The 19601-nt window shown below is 43.7% G+C and carries 17 protein-coding genes and 1 other RNA gene; 3 read left to right on the top strand and 15 right to left on the bottom strand.

Translation table 11 applies throughout. The features are described from left to right. Positions 1-121 precede the first annotated feature (121 nt). A complete protein-coding gene (locus NSQ68_RS01050) occupies positions 122-2506 on the bottom strand; it encodes a phosphoketolase family protein (RefSeq protein WP_342427688.1) in 2385 nt (794 codons plus the stop codon). 294 nt (positions 2507-2800) lie between these two features. After that, the gene (locus tag NSQ68_RS01045; protein WP_023986502.1) at positions 2801-3523 is read right to left on the bottom strand and encodes a GntR family transcriptional regulator; all 723 of its coding nucleotides are present in this window, start codon (positions 3521-3523) and stop codon (positions 2801-2803) included. A 352-nt stretch (positions 3524-3875) separates the two neighbouring features. On the opposite strand from NSQ68_RS01045, the gene NSQ68_RS01040 reads away from it, so the two are divergent. Then, the gene (locus NSQ68_RS01040) at positions 3876-5027 is read left to right on the top strand and encodes a glycosyltransferase (RefSeq protein WP_342427687.1); all 1152 of its coding nucleotides are present in this window, start codon (positions 3876-3878) and stop codon (positions 5025-5027) included. Positions 5028-5253: 226 nt separating this feature from the next. Here NSQ68_RS01040 and NSQ68_RS01035 read toward each other — a convergent pair whose 3' ends face one another. After that, the gene (locus NSQ68_RS01035) at positions 5254-5811 is read right to left on the bottom strand and encodes a PadR family transcriptional regulator (protein WP_307353715.1); all 558 of its coding nucleotides are present in this window, start codon (positions 5809-5811) and stop codon (positions 5254-5256) included. 284 nt (positions 5812-6095) lie between these two features. Here NSQ68_RS01035 and NSQ68_RS01030 point away from each other — a divergent pair, with 284 nt between their 5' ends. Continuing rightward, positions 6096-6602 carry a tautomerase enzyme gene (locus tag NSQ68_RS01030; RefSeq protein ID WP_307353714.1) on the top strand — a complete coding sequence of 169 codons (507 nt, stop codon included), beginning with the start codon at positions 6096-6098 and terminating at the stop codon, positions 6600-6602. A 47-nt stretch (positions 6603-6649) separates the two neighbouring features. Here NSQ68_RS01030 and NSQ68_RS01025 read toward each other — a convergent pair whose 3' ends face one another. After that, a complete protein-coding gene (locus NSQ68_RS01025) occupies positions 6650-7297 on the bottom strand; it encodes an NAD(P)H-dependent oxidoreductase (RefSeq protein WP_342427686.1) in 648 nt (215 codons plus the stop codon). Between the two features lie 175 nt (positions 7298-7472). On the opposite strand from NSQ68_RS01025, the gene NSQ68_RS01020 reads away from it, so the two are divergent. Further along, on the top strand, positions 7473-7820 hold the full coding sequence (locus tag NSQ68_RS01020) for a helix-turn-helix domain-containing protein (protein WP_342427685.1): 348 nt from the start codon (positions 7473-7475) through the stop codon (positions 7818-7820). A 161-nt stretch (positions 7821-7981) separates the two neighbouring features. Here NSQ68_RS01020 and NSQ68_RS01015 read toward each other — a convergent pair whose 3' ends face one another. The 11 genes from NSQ68_RS01015 to NSQ68_RS00965 all read right to left on the bottom strand — a co-directional run bounded on the left by NSQ68_RS01015 (position 7982) and on the right by NSQ68_RS00965 (position 19551). Further along, positions 7982-8932 (bottom strand): ring-cleaving dioxygenase, encoded by a 951-nt coding sequence (locus NSQ68_RS01015; protein ID WP_342427684.1) that lies wholly within the window; start codon positions 8930-8932, stop codon positions 7982-7984. A gap of 78 nt (positions 8933-9010) precedes the next feature. Further along, complete coding sequence (locus tag NSQ68_RS01010; RefSeq protein ID WP_307353710.1) at positions 9011-9409, bottom strand: DoxX family protein; 399 nt, start codon at positions 9407-9409, stop codon at positions 9011-9013. Between the two features lie 67 nt (positions 9410-9476). Further along, positions 9477-9704, bottom strand: coding sequence for a DUF896 domain-containing protein (locus tag NSQ68_RS01005; protein WP_061830218.1), 228 nt, complete (start codon positions 9702-9704; stop codon positions 9477-9479). Between the two features lie 237 nt (positions 9705-9941). Next, positions 9942-10306, bottom strand: a transfer-messenger RNA (tmRNA) gene (gene ssrA, locus NSQ68_RS01000). Positions 10307-10556: 250 nt separating this feature from the next. Further along, positions 10557-11036 carry an SsrA-binding protein SmpB gene (gene smpB / locus NSQ68_RS00995; RefSeq protein ID WP_013308270.1) on the bottom strand — a complete coding sequence of 160 codons (480 nt, stop codon included), beginning with the start codon at positions 11034-11036 and terminating at the stop codon, positions 10557-10559. Between the two features lie 281 nt (positions 11037-11317). Continuing rightward, a complete protein-coding gene (gene rnr, locus NSQ68_RS00990; RefSeq protein ID WP_342427683.1) occupies positions 11318-13933 on the bottom strand; it encodes a ribonuclease R in 2616 nt (871 codons plus the stop codon). Between the two features lie 189 nt (positions 13934-14122). After that, positions 14123-14356 carry a preprotein translocase subunit SecG gene (gene secG, locus NSQ68_RS00985; RefSeq protein WP_013308268.1) on the bottom strand — a complete coding sequence of 78 codons (234 nt, stop codon included), beginning with the start codon at positions 14354-14356 and terminating at the stop codon, positions 14123-14125. Positions 14357-14661: 305 nt separating this feature from the next. Further along, entirely contained in the window at positions 14662-15948 is a 1287-nt protein-coding gene (gene eno, locus NSQ68_RS00980; RefSeq protein ID WP_013308266.1) for a phosphopyruvate hydratase, read from the bottom strand. 63 nt (positions 15949-16011) lie between these two features. Then, on the bottom strand, positions 16012-17556 hold the full coding sequence (gene gpmI, locus NSQ68_RS00975; protein WP_307353706.1) for a 2,3-bisphosphoglycerate-independent phosphoglycerate mutase: 1545 nt from the start codon (positions 17554-17556) through the stop codon (positions 16012-16014). Position 17557: 1 nt separating this feature from the next. Continuing rightward, positions 17558-18310, bottom strand: a complete 753-nt coding sequence (gene tpiA / locus NSQ68_RS00970; RefSeq protein WP_307353704.1) for a triose-phosphate isomerase — start codon at positions 18308-18310, stop codon at positions 17558-17560. A 59-nt stretch (positions 18311-18369) separates the two neighbouring features. Then, complete coding sequence (locus tag NSQ68_RS00965; RefSeq protein WP_307353703.1) at positions 18370-19551, bottom strand: phosphoglycerate kinase; 1182 nt, start codon at positions 19549-19551, stop codon at positions 18370-18372. Positions 19552-19601: the final 50 nt, after the last annotated feature.

Raw genomic sequence — 19601 nt, 5'->3', positions numbered from 1 at the left:
CCCCGTTGAAATCATACTTGAATTCAAGGAGTCAGGCACTTGTATACCACTACCAAATCATATAATCCACTTCATGCTGAATTGCTTGGTTGTCCAACACAAAGTTGAAGCGTCTTAATTTTTATTTCAAGCCTTTCCATACCCAGTTCTCTACCTCTGGCAAGTCAATGCCCTCTTCGCGAATGAATTGATGATGTTTCTTAACCGTAGCATCCATTTCATCCACAATATTTGTGTACTTCCCAGCGTCAGGTAAGTTTAGAACTGCTTCCTTCACTAAGTCAAAACGATCCATTTGATTCAATACACGCATATCAAATGGTGTCGTAATATCGCCGTTCTCACGGTAACCATGTACATGCAAGTTATGATTGTGACGATCAAAGAACAAATCCTTGATCAGACCTTCGTAACCATGGAAAGCGAAAACTACTGGTTTATCCTTTGTGAAAAAATGATCAAACTCGGCGTCAGATAATCCACGCGGGTCTAGCTTTTGACTTCTCAGTTTCAGCAAGTCAACCACGTTGATGTACCGAATCTTCAAGTCAGGCAGTTTTTCATGCAAAATGGAAATCGCAGCTAAACTTTCAATCGTTGGCTCTGTACCCGCAGAAGCAATGACAAGGTCAGGTTCTCCACCTTGATCTGTACTTGCCCAGTCAATGATCTTCAACCCTTTATCCACCAATTCTTTCGCTTCATCAGCAGTAAACCATTGTGGACGTGGGTGTTTAGAAGAAACAATCAAATTGATCTTTTGACGGTCGTTTAAAATGGTGTCGAAAACAGCCAACAATGAATTGGCATCCGCTGGCAGATACTCCCGAATAAATCCAGGTTTTTTATCAGCCAAATGACCTAACAAACCTGGATCTTGGTGTGTATACCCATTATGATCCTGTTGGAACACCGTTGAAGTTGCTACGACATTCAATGATGGGATATCTGCACGCCATCCTTGATCCGTTGCTTTACGCAGCCACTTAAAGTGTTGGGTGATCATCGAGTCAACCACACGCAGGAAAGCTTCGTAACTTGCAAAGAAACCATGACGACCTGTTAACACATAACCTTCCAGCAATCCTTCAGCTTGGTGCTCGGATAATTGGGAATCAATTACGCGGCCATAGGACGATAAGAATTCATCATTAGGTTCAATAATTTGGTCCATCCATTGGCGTTTGGTTACTTCAAAAACAGGTGCCAAGCGGTTAGACATCGTTTCATCCGGTCCGAAGATTCTGAAATTACGATTCTCTTCATTTAATACGACCACATCTTTAACGTATTTACCTAAAACCGACATATCTTGCGCAATCACTTTACCAGGTACGGAGTTATCCAGCGCATAGTTGCGGAAATCTGGCAATTTCAAGTCTTTAATAAGGTTACCTGCATTCGCAACAGGGTTCATTCCCATTCGTTTATCGCCTGTAGGCAGAATTTCAGCAATCTCAGCTTTTAAACGACCGTTTTCGTCAAACAATACCTCTGGTCTATAGCTATTCAGCCATTCTAATAAAGCAGGCGCGTGCTGCATATTTTTTTGATCGACCGGAATTGGAACCTGATGGGCACGGAACGAATTTGTATTCGGCACGTTGTCCCATTCCTTCGGGCCCGTCCAGCCTTTAGGTGAACGGAATACAATCATCGGCCACGCCGGACGAGTAAGGTCATTATTTTCACGCGCATTCTTTTGAATAGCTTCAATCTTCTCGATGGCAGTATCCAAGACCTTTGCCATTTCTGGATGCATGTGGTTAGGATCTTCACCTTCAACAAAAAACGGTTCCCAACCCAAACCTTTAAAGAACGAAGTTAATTCTTCTTTTGATTGGCGAGACATAATCGTTGGGTTACTAATCTTAAAGCCATTCAAGTGCAAGATTGGCAGCACTGCACCATCTGTGATGGGATTGATAAATCTGTTAGAGAACCACGAGGCGGCTAATGGACCCGTTTCAGCTTCACCATCCCCAATAACAACAGCCGAAATCAGATCAGGATTATCCAGAATGGCACCCACACCATGAGACAGAGAATAGCCCAACTCCCCACCTTCATGGATAGATCCAGGTGTTTCAGGAGCAGCATGTGAAGCAATACCGCCAGGGAAAGAGAATTGTTTGAACAATTTCTTCATACCTGGGATATCCTGTGTAATTTGCGGATAGATTTCAGTGTAACTCCCATCCAGATAAGAATTAGAAACCATAACCTGACCGCCGTGACCAGGACCTTCAATGTAAAGCATGTTCAAATCATATTTATTAATAACACGATTTAGATGTGCATAAATAAAGTTTTGGCCCGGAATTGTGCCCCAGTGTCCAATAGGCTTAACCTTCACATCTGAATCTTTTAAAGGCTCTCTCAACAAAGGATTATCTTTTAAATACAGCTGACCTACCGAAATGTAGTTCGTTGCACGCCAATATGCATCAAGTTTTTCTAAATATGTTTTAGATGAATAATCTGCTAACACGGGTGATAACGACATGGTGTCCACTCCCTAAGTAGTATTGTTTGTAATTTATTTCCGGAAATTTCATCTACATGTACATCATAACGCCGCGCCAATTAAATTCAACCTTTTTAACAAGTGATACGGTCCAATTTTGTGAAATTTTGAACATACTATGAAATATAAATTAAAAAGACAGTAAAAAAGCTCTTACATTAAAATATATAGAAGTATAAACCAATAAAATTTGTAATAAACGAGGTAATCGCAGGCTCCAATCCTTTTCTCAAAACCATAAAAAAAAGACCGGAGAAATCTCCAGTCTTATCATTAGTGAACCGATACAAAGGTATTAAATTTCAAATATTTGTAATGAAATCGCATATGAGAAAACTCAAATGGCGTACCATTATCTAAAAAGAACACACCTTCCATAATCCCTACAGGCTCATTTTCATTTAAATGTAGCAGCTTTTGATCATTCTCTTGGGACGGTTCTGCAAAAATAGATAAAAAAGATTTGGTGACGGCCAAGTTCCGTGAGTCTTCCAAATAATTAAAAATGGACCCCTCGATAATGGTCTGATTTAAATTCTGGACAATTTTAATGGGGATATAGCCCGTTTCAATCATAAAAGGATCATCATCAAACAGACGTAAACGGACAATTTTGTAAACAAAATCATGAGTCTCCAAGAACAGATCGCGCTGTAATTCTTCTGTTGGCGGAATGACCTCAAAACTCAGTACTTTGATTTTTGGCTTTTTACCATGCATTTGAAAATTATCAGTGACCCCTAGATTAGAGCCTTCGTAGTTAAAGATAGATTCATTTCTTATGTATAATGGATTAATAAATGTCCCGGAACCTTGTTTTTTGAAAATAATTCCGACATTCTCCATTTTAGTCAGAGCACGTTTAATTGAACTACGACTAACCTGGTAAGTCTCACTAAGACTACGTTCATCTGGCAATCTCATATCTGCAAACTTTCCAGCAAAGATTTTCATCTTGAGATCGTCAATAATTTGCTTATAGACAAATTGTGTCATATAGTACTCCTCTTTCAGGTCTTCTATAACTCCATATAGTTTACCATAACTTGCCCATTTCATCTCATGTTTGTTTCTGTATGCTGAGTGGGCTTTCAGCGGATAGGAAACGCCCTCGCTTTTACTTTACATCTCTATGCATAATACCATGATTATACATACATAACACCACTGAACGTACCTGCAAATTAGCAGAAAATACAGAACCCCCACCTTAACTTCCGCGATAAGACCAAGCCTGTTTCGAGCCTTGAGGGATGTTTGACTAGACCAGGCTAAAATCCTTGAATACATTGTTATTATTTATCTTGTTCAAGCGTTTTCTAATAAGAATGGTGGGGGGGAGATCATATTGGCTATCCGCTACAGCATCATCATTCCAACCTATAATCGAGCCCAGCAATTGTTGCTCACACTCGCTTCATTTGAGACTCAAACCTATCCAAAGCAACTATTCGAAGTCATTGTAGCTGATGACGGTTCTACAGACGGAACGAAAGAAATGGTCGAAGGCTTCAAAGCATCCTATCCTTTTACTTATGTGTCACACCCGGAACAACGCGGTCGATCTGCCGTTCGAAATTTGGGACTGCGCCGTGCAAAAGGGCTATACATCATCTTCTGCGACGCTGACTTTGTAGTATTACCGGAATTCATTAGAATCGTAAGCCGTTATCACCGTAAATATCCCAAGTCCGTACTTTCAGGCATTCCTCACTCGTGGGACGATGCTTTTACCCATTATTACCCTGACTTTTCTCCTGAAGAAAAAGAACACTGTCGCAACATACTTACGCAGTCCAACCTATGGAATGCTGACTATGAAACAGCGAACAAAATTACTCCGATCATAACCCCAGAAGATATCCTTCATCAAACGGGTGCACTGTCTAAAGTAGTTAGTCCTACTAGGGTTCCTCCCCATACGCAAAAGCAATTTGCCTCAACGGACGTAGCTCCCTGGATGCTGCTGGTTACTCGTTGTGTAGCCATTAGACGCAGTCACTTGATTCGTATTGGAGGTTTCAATGAACGGTTTGTGCTCTATGGACTCGAAGACTGGGACCTTGGCTATAGACTGCATCGCTTGAAGATTCCTTTTTATTGCATCAAAGAAGTGGTCGGATACCATCAGGAACATCCCACCTATCTCAGAGGTAACGTGTTAAATACGGAAAATCTGAGAATCATGTATGAAACCTACGGATTCAATGACTCCTCGTTAAATTTATTCGCCCTTATCCCTCCATCCGAGGATTTTGAGACCTACAAAAATACATTGCGGGTATTGCGCAGGGGATTCCGCTCTAGGTTAACACGCTCATCAGCACTGTTATTAAGAAGAACACTACGCATTGCAGCCAAGCAGTTCTACGATCAAAGTCATACTCTTGCATACAAAAAGTCATTACACTTGATAAAAAAGAAAGCAGCGAACCGGAAAAGTCGAGTCGCTCACGTGTTACGAGAAATGCTGCTGAAGTCTGAAAAGCTGGTGGAATAATAGTTACTCATTTACAGCTTACAAAATCGTGTGTATTGCATCCTCCTTACGGGATAAAAAAACTCCTCCATAAAGGTGCGAGCCCAACTTGGCAAGCAGCTTTATGGAGGAGGAGTCGAGACCCCATGCGGAGATAACGACAAGAATTGTCGTTACTAGTTTTCTATTCCTCATGATAGTTCAGCAGGCTTTCTGATTATTCATTACATATGAGTTTTACCTACTGCTAAGAACTCAATATTTGAATGCTATCATCACACCAGCTAATTAAACTGCTAAACTGACTCTTACCATAGCTCATTGTGATCATCCAATATTTGTGGTTATGGTCTTTATGCTCTACGTTGATAAGCCAACGTTCAAGTTCTTCAAAAATATGCAAGCTTTCCACTAGCTTTTCTTTATACTCCTGTATGTGCTTTATAATCGTTTCAGGCGAAGAATTGCCGCCAAAAAACACCCTCAATAGCAGCTCATTTTTTTTAAGCATCACCACATGCTCCATTGGCTGAGAAAGCCAGTCTGACAACGTCTCCCTTCCCTGATCAGTAATGCTGTAGAGTTTCTTGTCAGGCTTGCCTTTCTGTCGAATGACCTCGACTGCAATATCTTTTCGATCCAGTAGCTCTGCCAGGCTGGGATAGATCTGACCATAGTTCTCATTCCAAAAATAACTAGTGCTCTGCTCCATATGTTGCTTTATATCATAACCGGTATGAGGACCCAGACTCAGAATGCCTAATACCGCAAACATTGTATTGGTTTTTCCTGACTGTCTCGCCATTGTATATTATGCCTCCTAGTACCTCTAGCAAATCTCTGTAGTATGTCATGCTTTCATTAGACTAGACATAATTATAGCCCATTTAAACTTGCTTCACATCTAATCAATATATTATATAAATATATATTATTATAATAATTAGTGTTGACAAGGTTTTATCGCCGTTTTATATTAACGATATCAGCAAATACCAATGAGCTTGCCAAGATGAAGCCTTGGATACAGATATCATAAAGAAGTCCAAGACATCGCTTGGTTAAACCTCAATAAGGAGATATCAGACCATGACCATGATCAGTGTAAATTATCCAGTAGGCCGCATAACGCTTGAACAGCGTCGTCTTTTGGCAGAAGGTTTGACGGATGCAGTTCTCGTTCCAGAGGTAGGTCAATATTGTCCGCCAGCAAGAGAAGGGTTTCAGGTCCATTTCACCGAACGTCCAATAGATTACATGGCAATTGGCGGGCAATTGCTGTCGGATCAGTCAGAACGTGATGTAATTACTGTCAATGTTCTAGTGATGGATGGTGACTGGCCTAACGACGTTCGCAAAAAAGTGCTTGAAAACATTCTTGGCAGTTTGACTAAAGTACTTGGTGTACCGGAACCATCCCCGACTTGGTGGGTATCCTTCCAGGTCATTGAAGAAGGCAGCTGGGGTTCTCGCGGCGGCGTGCTCTCTATTCTAGACCTGCTGGATTCAGGAGTCTTTACTGAGGAGAAAATTAAGGCTATCAAGCAAAATATTACACGGGTAACACCGGGAAATCTAACGAAAAAACACCCATAAGGGTGTTCTTCATTTGTCCAAAGTAACATCCTTCAGTTTACATAATCTTAATGGCTAGCCAAATCATGCTCCAAAGCTTGAAGAGAAAGGCTATCCCTCGTACTGCCTCCCTCTCCCGGTCTCATATCAAAAATACGATCAACAAATTGATTGACCTCCAGTAGCATTTCCTTTCGTTCCTCCAAGGTTACAAGCGGCACCGAGTAAAGAAGCTTAATCTCAGCATCCGAAAACTTGGCGAACCCAAACAAATTATCGTTGGCCGCGTAGAGCATATCTTTCTGACGTGATACGCGAATATAGTCTTCTGAAGATCCTGTTGTAAAAATCGAGTAGGCTCTCTTGCCCTCAAGCCCATACACACCATCAGAAGAGCGTATGAGTCCTGTTGTGAACACTCTATCTATATATCCTTTAATAACAGCGGGAAATCCGCCCCACCATACCGGTGAAATAATAATCAAGGCATCTGCCCACAATAAATCCTCCTGTTCTTTTACGATCTCCTCTGGCAATACGTTAGTGACCTTAGCCTCTAGATCCTTTAAGCCTACCGTCGGATTAAATGACATTTGAATTAAATCTTTTACCTTAACATTTGCCCCTCGTACGTTTAGATGAGCGATCACCTGCTCCAGAATCGCTTTGTTAAAGCTCTTAGCATAAGGGTGACCGTATAAAATATTAATGTTCATCTTCTTCGCCCCCGGAATGTTTTCATATGGCTTGTCAAAGCCTTGATGCTAATGTAATGTTAAGCCAATGGTTTCGAAACAACAAGTAGGCATATTTATAGTATATACTATCAAAAATGATACTAATTGATTTCATAGGACTTTCTGGAATACAAACGATGAGGAGATCGAACAAATGAGTGAAAATCTGAATTATTTTACAGATTGCCCCTTAACAAAGGTTCAGAAAATCATTGGCGGCAAATGGAAAATAGTGATTTTGTGGTTCCTGTCTCGTGGTACCAAAAGATTTGGTGAAATTAAACGTGCCTTTCCTGATATCACACAAGCGATGTTAACCAAGCAGCTAAGAGAATTAGAAGAAGACGGGTTTGTGCATCGCGAAATATTCAGAGAAATTCCTCCCCGGGTTGAATACTCGCTAACAGCCCACGGAGCAAATTTCGTCCCCATATTGCGCAGTATGTATGATTGGGGAGAGGTCCATCTGGAGCACTCTAAAATTAGATGCGTTGAAAAATAGCTATTAAATATATATCCCTATCTGCCTAGCGTGATCAGACGTTCATCCCTATGTTATAGTCCATACCAAGTGCATAATGAAAACCCACTATGATCAATTTTGTCAAAGTGGGTTTAATCGTGCTGATATTCATCTTTAGGGCAAAACAGCAGCCTTTTCGCTTACTGTTGTTTTCCAGTTAATGTTCTCACTTTAATAGGATGCAGATTCGCCTCGATTTGAGCCCGCTGCGGTTCATACCACTCTGGCAGCATTAATTTCTGTCCCAAAGATTCAACAGGTTCATTGTTAGCAAATCCCGGTGGATCAGTAGCTATTTCAAATAGGATGCCGCCCGCTTCTCTGAAATATATCGCATTAAAATATTGGCGGTCTATGATTGGAGTCGGTTGGTATCCATAATGCTGGACTGCGCTTCTCCATTCTTCATGTTGTTCGAAATCTTTTGCACGCCATGCAATGTGATGTACCGTGCCTGCTCCATCAAAGCCTAGACCCATTTTGGCGAGCGGAACATCTACGATGTTGCCGATTTCTCCTACGGACTGATAACGCGCATATTCGGCGTCTTCAGCAATTTTCGTAAATCCGAGTATGCTCTCCAATGCATCCATCGTTCTCTGTGGGTTGACGCTAAATAGCACGGCACCTCCAAACCCCTTAATTGCTTTATCAGCCGAAATGCCGCCATAAGACCAAGTACTATTCGCTCCCGCTTCACGCTCGACAAGCTCAAGGCGTAAGCCCTCATTATCCCCAAACTGAAGATATTGTTCAGCAAAACGGCTCGTTTTCGTAACTTGAATATCAAAGCTTTGCAAACGATGCTGCCAAAAATCAAGTGAACCTGGGGGTACCACATACGAGGTTATGCCCACCTGGCCACCTCCGATTCGCCCTTTGGGAGTTCCTGGTGCAGGGAAAAAAGTAATGATCGTTCCAGGACTTCCTGCCTCGTTGCCAAAGTACAAGTGGTAAACCTCAGGAGCATCGAAGTTGATCGTTTTCTTCACCAACCGAAGTCCCAGGACGCCGGCATAGAAGTCGACATTTTCCTGCGGATTACCGGCAAAAGCTGTAATATGATGGATACCTGTAGTTTGAAGTGACATATGAAACCCTCCTTTAATCGTAGGAACCTTTATTTTTTGTTGTTGATGATTTTTAATGGCCTACCTAAACACCCTATTTTATCTAAGTAATGCATCGATGGAATATGAACCTGCCCCTGTCAACGCAATACCGATTACGACTGCAATAAGAACTAGTGGATATTCATAGCCATTAGCTGTGGCCCAGATCCCGTTTGGGCCATGTACTTTGAAAATTGCTCCGAGCATAGTCGCCGTAATCAACAATGCAGCCAGTGGAGTGAGCAATCCTACAGTAAATAGAGCTCCTCCCAACAATTCCATCAACCCAGCAGCCACTGCCATGAACACCCCGGGCTTAATGCCGATCGATTCCATCCAACCGCCGGTACCTTTTGGGCCGTAACCGCCAAACCAGCCAAAAAGCTTCTGCGCTCCGTGCCCCACCAATAACAATCCAACCACCAAACGTATCAGTAACAATCCACTTGCCAACATAAAAATCATCCTCCATGTTATATTTATTTAAAGATTATAAAATTAGAGATATTAGATAAAATTAAATCTATTGTTTAGCGATTCGTGCCTGTTCTTTTCTAAGTTTTTCAGGAGTAACGTCATCTCCATTCGGATCATAAATCGTAGCATTCAAAAGAATGCTCTGTACAGAACCCCGAAAGATTTGAAGGTATTCTTTGCGAAGATCCGTTTGTTCCGTTTTTTCAATTTCAGTCAACCCAACTTCTTTTGCTTTTTTTGCGAGCTGATTAATTCTTTCTAAAATGGTGATCATGTATATACCTCCCTATTTAAAGTTTGCTGGATACTTTTATCTTTAATTTATTTATCTTGATATAAAGATATAATACTTTTTTATTCTTGTCAACAGTTTTTCGAAAAGAAAAGCAGCCAGAACACTTAGAAACACCTTTAAGCTACAAGTTGTGTAAAACCTTTCAACTCAATTACTAGAGCCATAATAAAAAGCCACCAACCAGAATCACTGGCTGATGGCTTTCTTGTCTTACTCAAATGGAGGCGAGGGGAGTCGAACCCCTGTCCGAAGATAACGACACATAAGCTTCTACGGGTGTAGTCACAGTTTTGATGTCACCCGAGTATCGCCCCGTAACCGGCTATACGTTGGGTCAGCCTGATTATCTTCTTCAGCTCACCCCAGGCGGAGATGAGACAGCGTATTCCACTATTTGTTAGCCCCTATCCCAGTCACATGGACGATGCTGGGTAGAAGCACGCACACAGTTTCTTAGGCTGCGAAAGCGTAGTTGTTTTGTTGTTTGCCGTTTAATAGGCTTTAGCGTTGATGAAGCGGACGCGTCCCCACTACCCGCTACCCATGCTCGAACTATCCCCGTCGAATCCATAAACGCCCCCTTATTATAAAAGGGCTCCACGGATAAATCCGGAAATACCGGAGCATAAGCATGCATAATATCAAAAGCTGAATTCTAAGATTCAACACTCGAACAAAGTTAAAAGCTTTAAAATTGACTACTTCGTTAGTATACCATATTACAGGTCATTACGAAACGAAATGAAGCCATTTAAGCCTTATAAAATAGCACCATTACAGGAACAAGTAACTTCTCCACGTAATTTGTACCATAACCAATAATACAATAACTTATCTCGCAATTTTCTGCTTCTCACGTAAAGCACGTTGGATATCACGTTGTGCATCGCGTTTAGCGGCAGCATCACGTTTATCATACTGCTTTTTACCTCTACCCAGTCCGAGCAAAAGCTTGGCATAACCATTGCGAACATAAATCTTGAGCGGTACAATCGTGTAGCCTTCCTGTTTAGACAATCCAATAAGCTTGCGAATCTGCTCTTTATGCAACAGCAGCTTACGCGTACGCGTCGGATCGGTAGGATTATTACGATTACCTTGCTCAAAAGGACTGATATGCATATTGTGAATATGAATTTCGCCATTACGGATCGTAGCAAATGCATCACTTATATTGGAACGACCATTTCGTAGAGACTTAATTTCTGTTCCCGTTAGCACCATGCCCGCCTCGTAGGTGTCCTCAATAAAATAGTCATGGGAAGCTTTTTTGTTCTGGGCGAGCACTTTCCCGTCTGCCTTCTTACCCATGAATACCACTCCTTATGAATAACGTAATTTACTCTTGAAATCGAGGCATCAAAATCCGGCTACAAAGAGCCACCTAGAAATATATTGTAACAAATTTCAGATGGTAAAAGCAAGAAAGGTCAAGCCTTCTACATTTCTAACTAACACTAACATCACACTTAAAACAAAGCGGCTTCTATCCGTTACTGCAGACAGAAACCGCTTTATACCTAAGTCGCAGGATCAGCTTCATACCCTGCCACGAAAGAAGACTCCTGCCTTCTAGCAAGGAAGTTAACTTCCTACTTCTTCTTTTTCCGCACAAAGCCTGCGGTGCTATTGCCGCCACTTCCGCCCTTATTCTTCCGCTTGCGTCGTGCTGCGCCTTCACCGTTTGGTCTGGCATCACTTCCTGGTGTAGCTGCTCCGCCGATGAAAATACCGCTGGCAGACGTCTTCTTCCGTCTCTTGCTTGCCCCGGATGCTGGCGAGTTATACCCGCCCTTGCCACTGCCAAAGCCGAAACTGCTAGCTGAACCAGCTCCTGCTCCGTTTCCACCGCCGCGCCCTGAACGACCTGCGGTGCTAATCCCTCCGTTACCAGCGCCAGCTTCTTTTGGCTTCCCGGTAACATCACGACTGCCTTTACGCTCTTTGCCAGTCTTGTCCTTGCCGTTCTTGCGGTCACGCCCTTCTCGGCCTTTGCCTTTACCACGGCTCTCACCACGCGCAAAGTCTCCGCCCTGTCCTGTACCGCCCGTCCGTTCACGGCGTTGCCGTTGCTTCATATCGACAAGTTCAAAATCAATTGTGTAATCTTCCATGTTCACACGCGCGACCCGAACCTTAACCTCATCCCCAATGCGGAACACTTTGGAGGTGCGTTCGCCAATCAACGCCATATGCTGCTCGTCAAAATGATAATAGTCGTCCGTAAGCGCACTCAGACGTGTCAGGCCCTCCACTGTATTGTCGAGCTCAATGAACATCCCAAAGCTGGTTACACTGCTGATTATTCCCTCGAATTCCTCGCCGACCTTATCCAGCATGTATTCAGCCTTTTTCATCTGCTCTGTATCACGCTCTGCATCCACAGCCACGCGTTCACGCTCGGAAGACTGCTGTGCAATATCAGGCATACGTGCAGTCAAATATTCCTGACGCTCGGGTGTTAAAGCCCCGCCATTCTCCAATACCTCACGAATGACACGGTGAATCACCAAGTCAGGGTAACGACGAATCGGCGATGTAAAATGAGAGTAATATTCCGCTGCTAGTCCAAAATGACCTGTCGACTCCGCATCATACTTTGCCTGCTTCATCGAACGCAGCATCATCGTGCTAAGCACCGTTTGCTCCTTCGTACCCTGAATATCTTCCAACAACGTTTGCAGTGCACGCGGATGAATAGAATTCCCTCTACCTTTGATTTGATGCCCAAAATTAGCTGCGAAAGCCATAAAGTTTTGCAGCTTCTCTGGATCTGGGTCCTCATGAATCCGGTACAAGAAAGGTACTTTGAGCCAATGGAAATGTTCGGCTACCGTTTCATTGGCCGCCAACATAAACTCTTCAATAATTTGTTCAGCTATCGTACGATCCCTCTTCACAATATCGACAGCTTTGCCTTCATCATCCACAATCACTTTGGCTTCATCAAAATCAAAATCAACTGCACCTCGGCGCATTCGATTAGCACGCAACTTCAATGCCAATTCCTTCATCGTGCCGAATACATCAACGAGATCCTTGTACCGTTCCATCAGTTCAGCATCTTCCTCTTCGAGGATTTTGCGAACGTTAGCGTACGTCATTCGTTCCTTCGTTTTAATCACACTGGTGAAAATATCATGCTTTACAACCTTCATATGCTCATTGAATTCCATCTCACAGGATAAAGTCAGTCGATCCACCTGTGGATTCAAAGAACATATTCCGTTCGAAAGTCGATGCGGAAGCATAGGAATGACACGGTCTACCAAATACACACTACAACCGCGATTATATGCTTCCTGATCCAGCTTGGAGTTCTCACGCACATAATACCCTACGTCGGCAATATGAACGCCCAGACGGTAGTTTCCGTTCGGCAAGCGTTCTACATTGACAGCATCATCCAGATCTTTGGCATCCTCGCCATCAATGGTAACAATGATCTTATCACGCAAATCGCGCCGTCCCTGACGTACAATCTCTTCTTCCGTAATCGCGTCGGGAGCCTTCTCCGCTTCCTCTGTCACTTCATCTGGAAAAGCTTCCGGAAGCTGATGCTTGCGAATAACTGACAAAATGTCGACGCCCGGATCGTCCTTATGACCCAAAACTTCCAACACTTCGCCTTCTGCCGCTGCCCGTCCTTCTGGATAGCTCACAATTCGTACAACGACCTTTTGACCGTTTACAGCTCCATTGAAGCTTGTTTTTGGAATGAAAATATCCCGGTTAATGCGCTTATCATCCGGCAAAACGAAACCATATGCTTCGTGGTTCTGAAACACGCCTACTACTTGAAGCACCGCGCGCTTCACGATCCGCACTACTTCACCTTCTAATCGGCCGCCCGCAGGTCCCTTCGAGGATACTCTTACCAGTACTGTATCTCCATTCATCGCACTCTTTAAGTCGTTGGCATGAATATATACATCCGGGTGCTCCCGGTCCTCTGGAATCAGAAAAGCAAATCCCTTGGCATGAGCCTGCAAACGCCCACGCTGCAAATCCATCCGTTCTGGCACGCCATAACGGTTTGTGCTGGTCAGCAGGATTTTCCCCTCTTCCTCCAAGACATTCAAGAACTTGAGAAATTCTCGAAAATCCTCCGCATCCTTAATATCAAAGTGCTGCTCCAGCTCCTGATAAGTCATGGGCTTGTATGCGGTCTCGCGCATAAAATCAAGTAGTTGTTGCTCTGTTATCATAATATTGTCCACCTCGGGTGACCTTTAATTTTCAGTAATAAATTCGCATGTATCTTGTTCCTGATACAAGGCTCTTAGTATACACATACCCTAGTATACACGAATTTAATCGACGGCATCCCTGCCTGTCCAAAATCTAAAAAAAGCCCCCGTTTCCCGCGAAACGAAGGCTTAAGGTACATATTTATCTTATTTTGCAAAAAATGCAACTAAAACAGAAACGATCATAAAGCCCGCACCCAAAACAGCAGTTGCGCGTTGTAAAATCAAATCCATACCGCGAGCTTTTGTCTTGCCGAACAGATGCTCAGCACCGCCAGAGATGGCACCGGACAAACCTGCGCTTTTCCCCTTTTGCAGTAAAACAACCGCAATAACAGCAATCGAGAACACAACGAGCAGCACTTTCAAAAAGATTTCCATGAAAAATCCCACCTCCTGAGCTTATACATCTGTTTTGCAAAACAACACAGCCTCTTTTATGAAAACATGTACATATCATGTTATAAATAGCCGGAAATTAACGCAAAACACTATTTTTATTCTACCACAGCTTCCAGTAGATAACAACTGCTATAGCAAGTTACTCACACATCCATAATAACAAAAAACAGACCTGCTCGCAGTAGCGAGTAGGCCTGTTTTATTCATGCGTAAAAGCTTTGAGCGTTCAGACTTCATGATCATGAACCATGGGTCAGAGACACCATCAGCATTTCTGCGCAATATTATTTTTTCAGGTTGTAGAAAGATTTCAGGCCGTGGTATTGAGCCAGTTCACCCAGTTGATCCTCAATGCGGAGCAATTGGTTGTACTTCGCAATACGGTCAGTACGGGAAGGAGCACCTGTTTTAATTTGGCCTGCATTTGTTGCAACAGCGATATCAGCGATTGTGCTATCTTCGGATTCACCGGAACGGTGAGAGATAACAGCTGTGTATCCTGCACGTTTAGCCAATTCGATAGCATCGAATGTTTCAGTCAACGTACCGATTTGGTTTACTTTGATCAGGATAGAGTTACCGATGTTTTCATCGATACCTTTAGCCAGACGCTCTGTGTTTGTTACGAACAGGTCGTCACCAACCAATTGGATTTTGTTGCCCAATTTTTCAGTGAGCAATTTCCAACCTTCCCAGTCATCTTCGGAGCAACCATCTTCAATAGTGATGATTGGGTATTTATCAACCCAAGAAGCAAGCAGGTCAACGAACTCAGCAGAAGTGAAGGATTTGCCTTCGCCTTCCAAAGTGTATTTTCCATCTTTGAAGAACTCAGTGGAGGCAACGTCCATACCGAGGAATACGTCAACGCCTGGTTTGTAACCAGCTTTTTCGATCGCTTCGATAATAGTGGACAGAGCTTCTTCGTTAGATTTGAAGTTAGGAGCAAAACCACCTTCATCACCAACAGCTGTGTTCAAACCTTTGGAGTTCAGTACGGATTTCAGGTTGTGGAAGATTTCTGCGCCTACACGCAGAGCTTCTTTGAATGTAGGAGCGCCTACAGGCAGAACCATGAACTCTTGTACGTCAACGTTATTGTCGGCATGAGCGCCACCGTTAACGATATTCATCATTGGTACTGGCAATTGTTTAGCATTGAATCCGCCCAGGTAAGTGTACAGTGGCAAGCCCAGAGCTTCAGCAGCAGCGCGAGCTACAGCCATGGATACAGCCAGAATTGCGTTTGCACCCAATTTACCTTTGTTATGTGTACCATCCAATTTGATCATCAGCGTGTCGATTTCTACTTGGTTCACAGCATCCAAGCCGATTACTTCAGGAGCAATAATTTCGTTCACGTTTTTAACAGCTTGCAGAACGCCTTTACCCAGGTAACGGGATTTGTCGTTATCACGAAGCTCTACAGCTTCGTGAGCGCCTGTGGAGGCACCGGAAGGAACGATAGCACTACCGATAGCACCGGATTCCAGATATACTTCAACTTCAACCGTAGGGTTACCACGGGAGTCGAGGACTTCGCGAGCGTACACGTCAGAAATAATAGTCATTTGTACTTAATCTCCTTTGTGAATCATGATTTATTGGTCAAGCCTATACTTATTAAATCAAGCTTACTTGCGGGATGCAATCATAGATTTTCCTGTCATTTCCGCAGGTTGCGGAAGTTGCATCAAATCCAGAAGCGTTGGAGCTACGTCAGCCAGTATTCCATGCTCACGCAAAACGATATTCTCGTCAGTCAAAATGAACGGAACCGGATTCGTTGTGTGAGCTGTGAACGGACGTCCCTGCTCATCAATTTCCATATCCGCATTACCATGATCGGCAATGATAATAACCACGCCGCCTTTGGCTTTAACCGCATCTACAACACGTCCAACACATTCATCCGTCGTCTCTACCGCCTTAATTGTTGGCTCCAGCATACCGGAGTGTCCAACCATATCCGGATTGGCAAAGTTCAGGATAATCGCATCATGCTTGTCGGCTTCGATTTCCTTAACAGCAGCATCCGCTACTTCATACGCACTCATTTCCGGCTGCAAGTCATATGTAGCCACTTTAGGCGAATTGATCAAAATACGAGTTTCGCCAGGAAGCTCCACATCACGTCCGCCACTGAAAAAGAATGTAACGTGCGGATATTTTTCAGTCTCAGCAATACGCAATTGCTTCTTGTTGTTTTGAACCAACACTTCACCAAACGTGTTATCCAGGTTTTTCGGTTCGTAAGCTACAAAGCCTTCAACCGTTTCGCTGAACAACGTCAGGCAAACAAAGTGCAAACCTGTAGGCCATTTCGGGCCACGGTCAAAACCACGGAAGTCCGCGTTTGTAAATACCTGAGACAGTTGAATCGCACGGTCAGGACGGAAATTGAGGAAGATAACAGAGTCATTGCTTTCGACCAGCCCTACAGGACTTCCGTCAGCCTTCACAATAACAGTTGGCTCCACAAATTCGTCGAACACTGATTTTTCATACGATTCTTTCAATGCTTCCATTGGATCTGTGTATTGTGGGCCTTCTCCGTATACGATTGCACGGTAAGATTTCTCTACACGTTCCCAACGTTTGTCGCGGTCCATAGCATAATAGCGTCCTTGTACAGTCGCAATTTTACCTACGCCCACTTCTTGAATTTTAGCGATCAGCTGCTGCATGAAGCCTACGCCGCTGTCTGGCATAACGTCGCGTCCATCCATGAAAGCATGAATGTACACTTCTGTTAGGCCTTCTTTTTTCGCCAAGTCCAGCATAGCGAACAGATGGCTGATATGGCTATGCACGCCGCCGTCGGACAGAAGTCCGTACAGGTGAAGTTTCGTGTTGTTCTTCTTGGCATGTTGCACTGCTTTAACCAGTGTTTCATTGTCGTAGAACTCACCTTCACGGATGGACTTCGAAATACGAGTCAAGTCTTGATATACGATTCGGCCTGCGCCGATGTTCAAGTGACCTACTTCAGAGTTACCCATTTGTCCTTCCGGCAAACCTACTGCTTCGCCAGAAGCCGTCAGCGTTGTATGAGGATACTGTTGTAAATACCGGTCGTAATTCGGTTTGTTGGCCTGTGCAACCGCATTGCCTTCCACGGTGTCACGCAGTCCGAACCCGTCCATAATAATTAAAGCTACCGGTTTTGGTGCTGTCATCTTACTTCGCCCCCTCAACAAGCGCGATGTACGACGCCGGTTGAAGACTGGCACCGCCCACGAGCGCGCCGTCGATATCGCTTTGACCCAGGTACTCAGTAACATTTTCAGGTTTTACACTGCCACCATACTGAATACGTACAGCATTCGCTGTATTTTCATCATACAGCTCTTTAATCAGACTGCGGATATAGGAAATCACTTCATTCGCATCCTGCGAAGTGGAGGATTTGCCTGTTCCGATGGCCCAGATTGGCTCATAAGCAACAACTACTTGTGCAGCCTGATCCTTAGCCAAACCAGCAAAAGCTGCTACAGTTTGCACTTTTACAACCTCTTTGGTTTGTCCAGCTTCACGATCTTCCAGCTTTTCTCCTACACATACGATTGGAGTCAGGTCATGACGGAATGCCGCATGAACCTTTTTGTTCACCGTTTCGTCTGTTTCATTAAAATATTCACGACGTTCGGAGTGTCCGATCACAACGTAGTGTACGCCGAGGTCTTTCAGCATTCCACCGCTAATTTCACCTGTAAATGCGCCATCTTCTGCAAAGTGCAGGTTTTGTGCGCCAATTTTAATAGACGTGCCTTTTACTGCTTCAACCAGAGCAGGAAGATTCGTAAATGGTGCGCAAATTACGCTTTCCACTCCTGCAACCTCTGCTTTGCCTTTGATCTCTTCGATGAAAGTTTTAGCTTCTGGTACGGTTTTAAACATCTTCCAGTTACCCGCGATAATCGGTGTTCTCAATGGTTTCAACTCCTAACTATTAGGTGCCCTAAAGCTTTATTCACGCATAGTGCGTTTGATTATTTATCGTTCAGTGCAACAACACCCGGAAGTGCTTTGCCTTCCATAAATTCCAGAGATGCGCCGCCGCCAGTAGAAATATGATCCATCTTGTCAGCCAAGTGGAATTTTTCAGCCGCAGCCGCAGAATCACCGCCACCAATGATGGTGTATGCTTCAGTTGTTGCGCAAGCTTCCGCTACTTCACGAGTACCACCAGCGAAAGGCTCGATTTCAAATACGCCCATTGGTCCGTTCCATACAACCAGTTTGGAGTTTTTGATCACATCTGCATAAATTTTACGTGTTTTCGGTCCGATGTCCACGCCTTCCCAAGCTGCAGGAATGCCGTCGATATCCACAATGTCTGTGTTCGCCGTAGCGCTGAAATCGTCAGATACAACAATATCAACCGGAAGATAGAAGTTTTTGCCGAGTTTCTTCGCTTTTTCGATAAAACCAAGAGCTACGTCCAGTTTGGATTCATCCAGCAAAGATTGACCCACTTCATGACCTTGAGCTTTGAAGAATGTATAAGTCAAACCGCCACCAATGATTACGTTATCTGCAATGTTCAGCAGGTTGTCGATCACGTCGATTTTGTCTTTTACTTTGGAACCGCCGATAATGGCTGTAAAAGGACGGTCTGGATTCGACAGAGCTTTACCAATAACAGACAATTCTCTTTCCATCAGCAAGCCGGAAACAGCCGGAAGAATATGAGCGATACCTTCTGTGGAAGCATGAGCACGGTGTGCTGCGCCGAATGCGTCATTCACGAAAACGTCAGCCAATTCAGCAAATTGCTTCGCCAACTCAGGATCATTCTTTTCTTCTCCTGCATAGAAACGTACATTTTCAAGCAACAGCACGTCGCCGTTTTGCAGTTCAGCCACTTTCGCTTTAACAGCTTCGCCTACCGCTTCGTCCACTTTAACTACTGGCTTTTTCAGCAGTTCAGACAAACGTACGCCAACAGGAGTCAGACGCATGGATTCAACAACCTGACCTTTTGGACGTCCAAAGTGACTCGCCAAAATAACTTTTGCACCTTTTTCAATCAGGTAGTTAATGGTTGGCAAGGTTTCACGAATACGCTTGTCATCCGTAATTTTACCGTCCTCAACCGGAACGTTAAAATCTACACGAACAAACACCCGTTTTCCATTCAGTTCTATATCACGTACGCTCTTTTTGTTCATCTCCATATTCCTCCGCACCCTTATAATTTTACGAAACAGGAATTTAAGGC

This window comes from Paenibacillus sp. FSL L8-0158, assembly GCF_038592965.1.
Classification (GTDB): domain Bacteria; phylum Bacillota; class Bacilli; order Paenibacillales; family Paenibacillaceae; genus Paenibacillus; species Paenibacillus polymyxa_D.
Note: the sequence above shows the minus strand (reverse complement) of the source record. Positions and strands in the feature narration are given on the sequence as shown.

Coding starts and splice junctions, on each gene's coding strand:
- NSQ68_RS01050 (WP_342427688.1), bottom strand. CDS start 2,506: ATGTCGTTATCACCCGTGTTAGCAGATTATTCATCTAAAACATATTTA.
- NSQ68_RS01045 (WP_023986502.1), bottom strand. CDS start 3,523: ATGACACAATTTGTCTATAAGCAAATTATTGACGATCTCAAGATGAAA.
- NSQ68_RS01035 (WP_307353715.1), bottom strand. CDS start 5,811: ATGGCGAGACAGTCAGGAAAAACCAATACAATGTTTGCGGTATTAGGC.
- NSQ68_RS01030 (WP_307353714.1), top strand. CDS start 6,096: ATGACCATGATCAGTGTAAATTATCCAGTAGGCCGCATAACGCTTGAA.
- NSQ68_RS01025 (WP_342427686.1), bottom strand. CDS start 7,297: ATGAACATTAATATTTTATACGGTCACCCTTATGCTAAGAGCTTTAAC.
- NSQ68_RS01020 (WP_342427685.1), top strand. CDS start 7,473: ATGAGTGAAAATCTGAATTATTTTACAGATTGCCCCTTAACAAAGGTT.
- NSQ68_RS01015 (WP_342427684.1), bottom strand. CDS start 8,932: ATGTCACTTCAAACTACAGGTATCCATCATATTACAGCTTTTGCCGGT.
- NSQ68_RS01010 (WP_307353710.1), bottom strand. CDS start 9,409: ATGTTGGCAAGTGGATTGTTACTGATACGTTTGGTGGTTGGATTGTTA.
- NSQ68_RS01005 (WP_061830218.1), bottom strand. CDS start 9,704: ATGATCACCATTTTAGAAAGAATTAATCAGCTCGCAAAAAAAGCAAAA.
- smpB (WP_013308270.1), bottom strand. CDS start 11,036: ATGGGTAAGAAGGCAGACGGGAAAGTGCTCGCCCAGAACAAAAAAGCT.
- rnr (WP_342427683.1), bottom strand. CDS start 13,933: ATGATAACAGAGCAACAACTACTTGATTTTATGCGCGAGACCGCATAC.
- secG (WP_013308268.1), bottom strand. CDS start 14,356: ATGGAAATCTTTTTGAAAGTGCTGCTCGTTGTGTTCTCGATTGCTGTT.
- eno (WP_013308266.1), bottom strand. CDS start 15,948: ATGACTATTATTTCTGACGTGTACGCTCGCGAAGTCCTCGACTCCCGT.
- gpmI (WP_307353706.1), bottom strand. CDS start 17,556: ATGACAGCACCAAAACCGGTAGCTTTAATTATTATGGACGGGTTCGGA.
- NSQ68_RS00965 (WP_307353703.1), bottom strand. CDS start 19,551: ATGAACAAAAAGAGCGTACGTGATATAGAACTGAATGGAAAACGGGTG.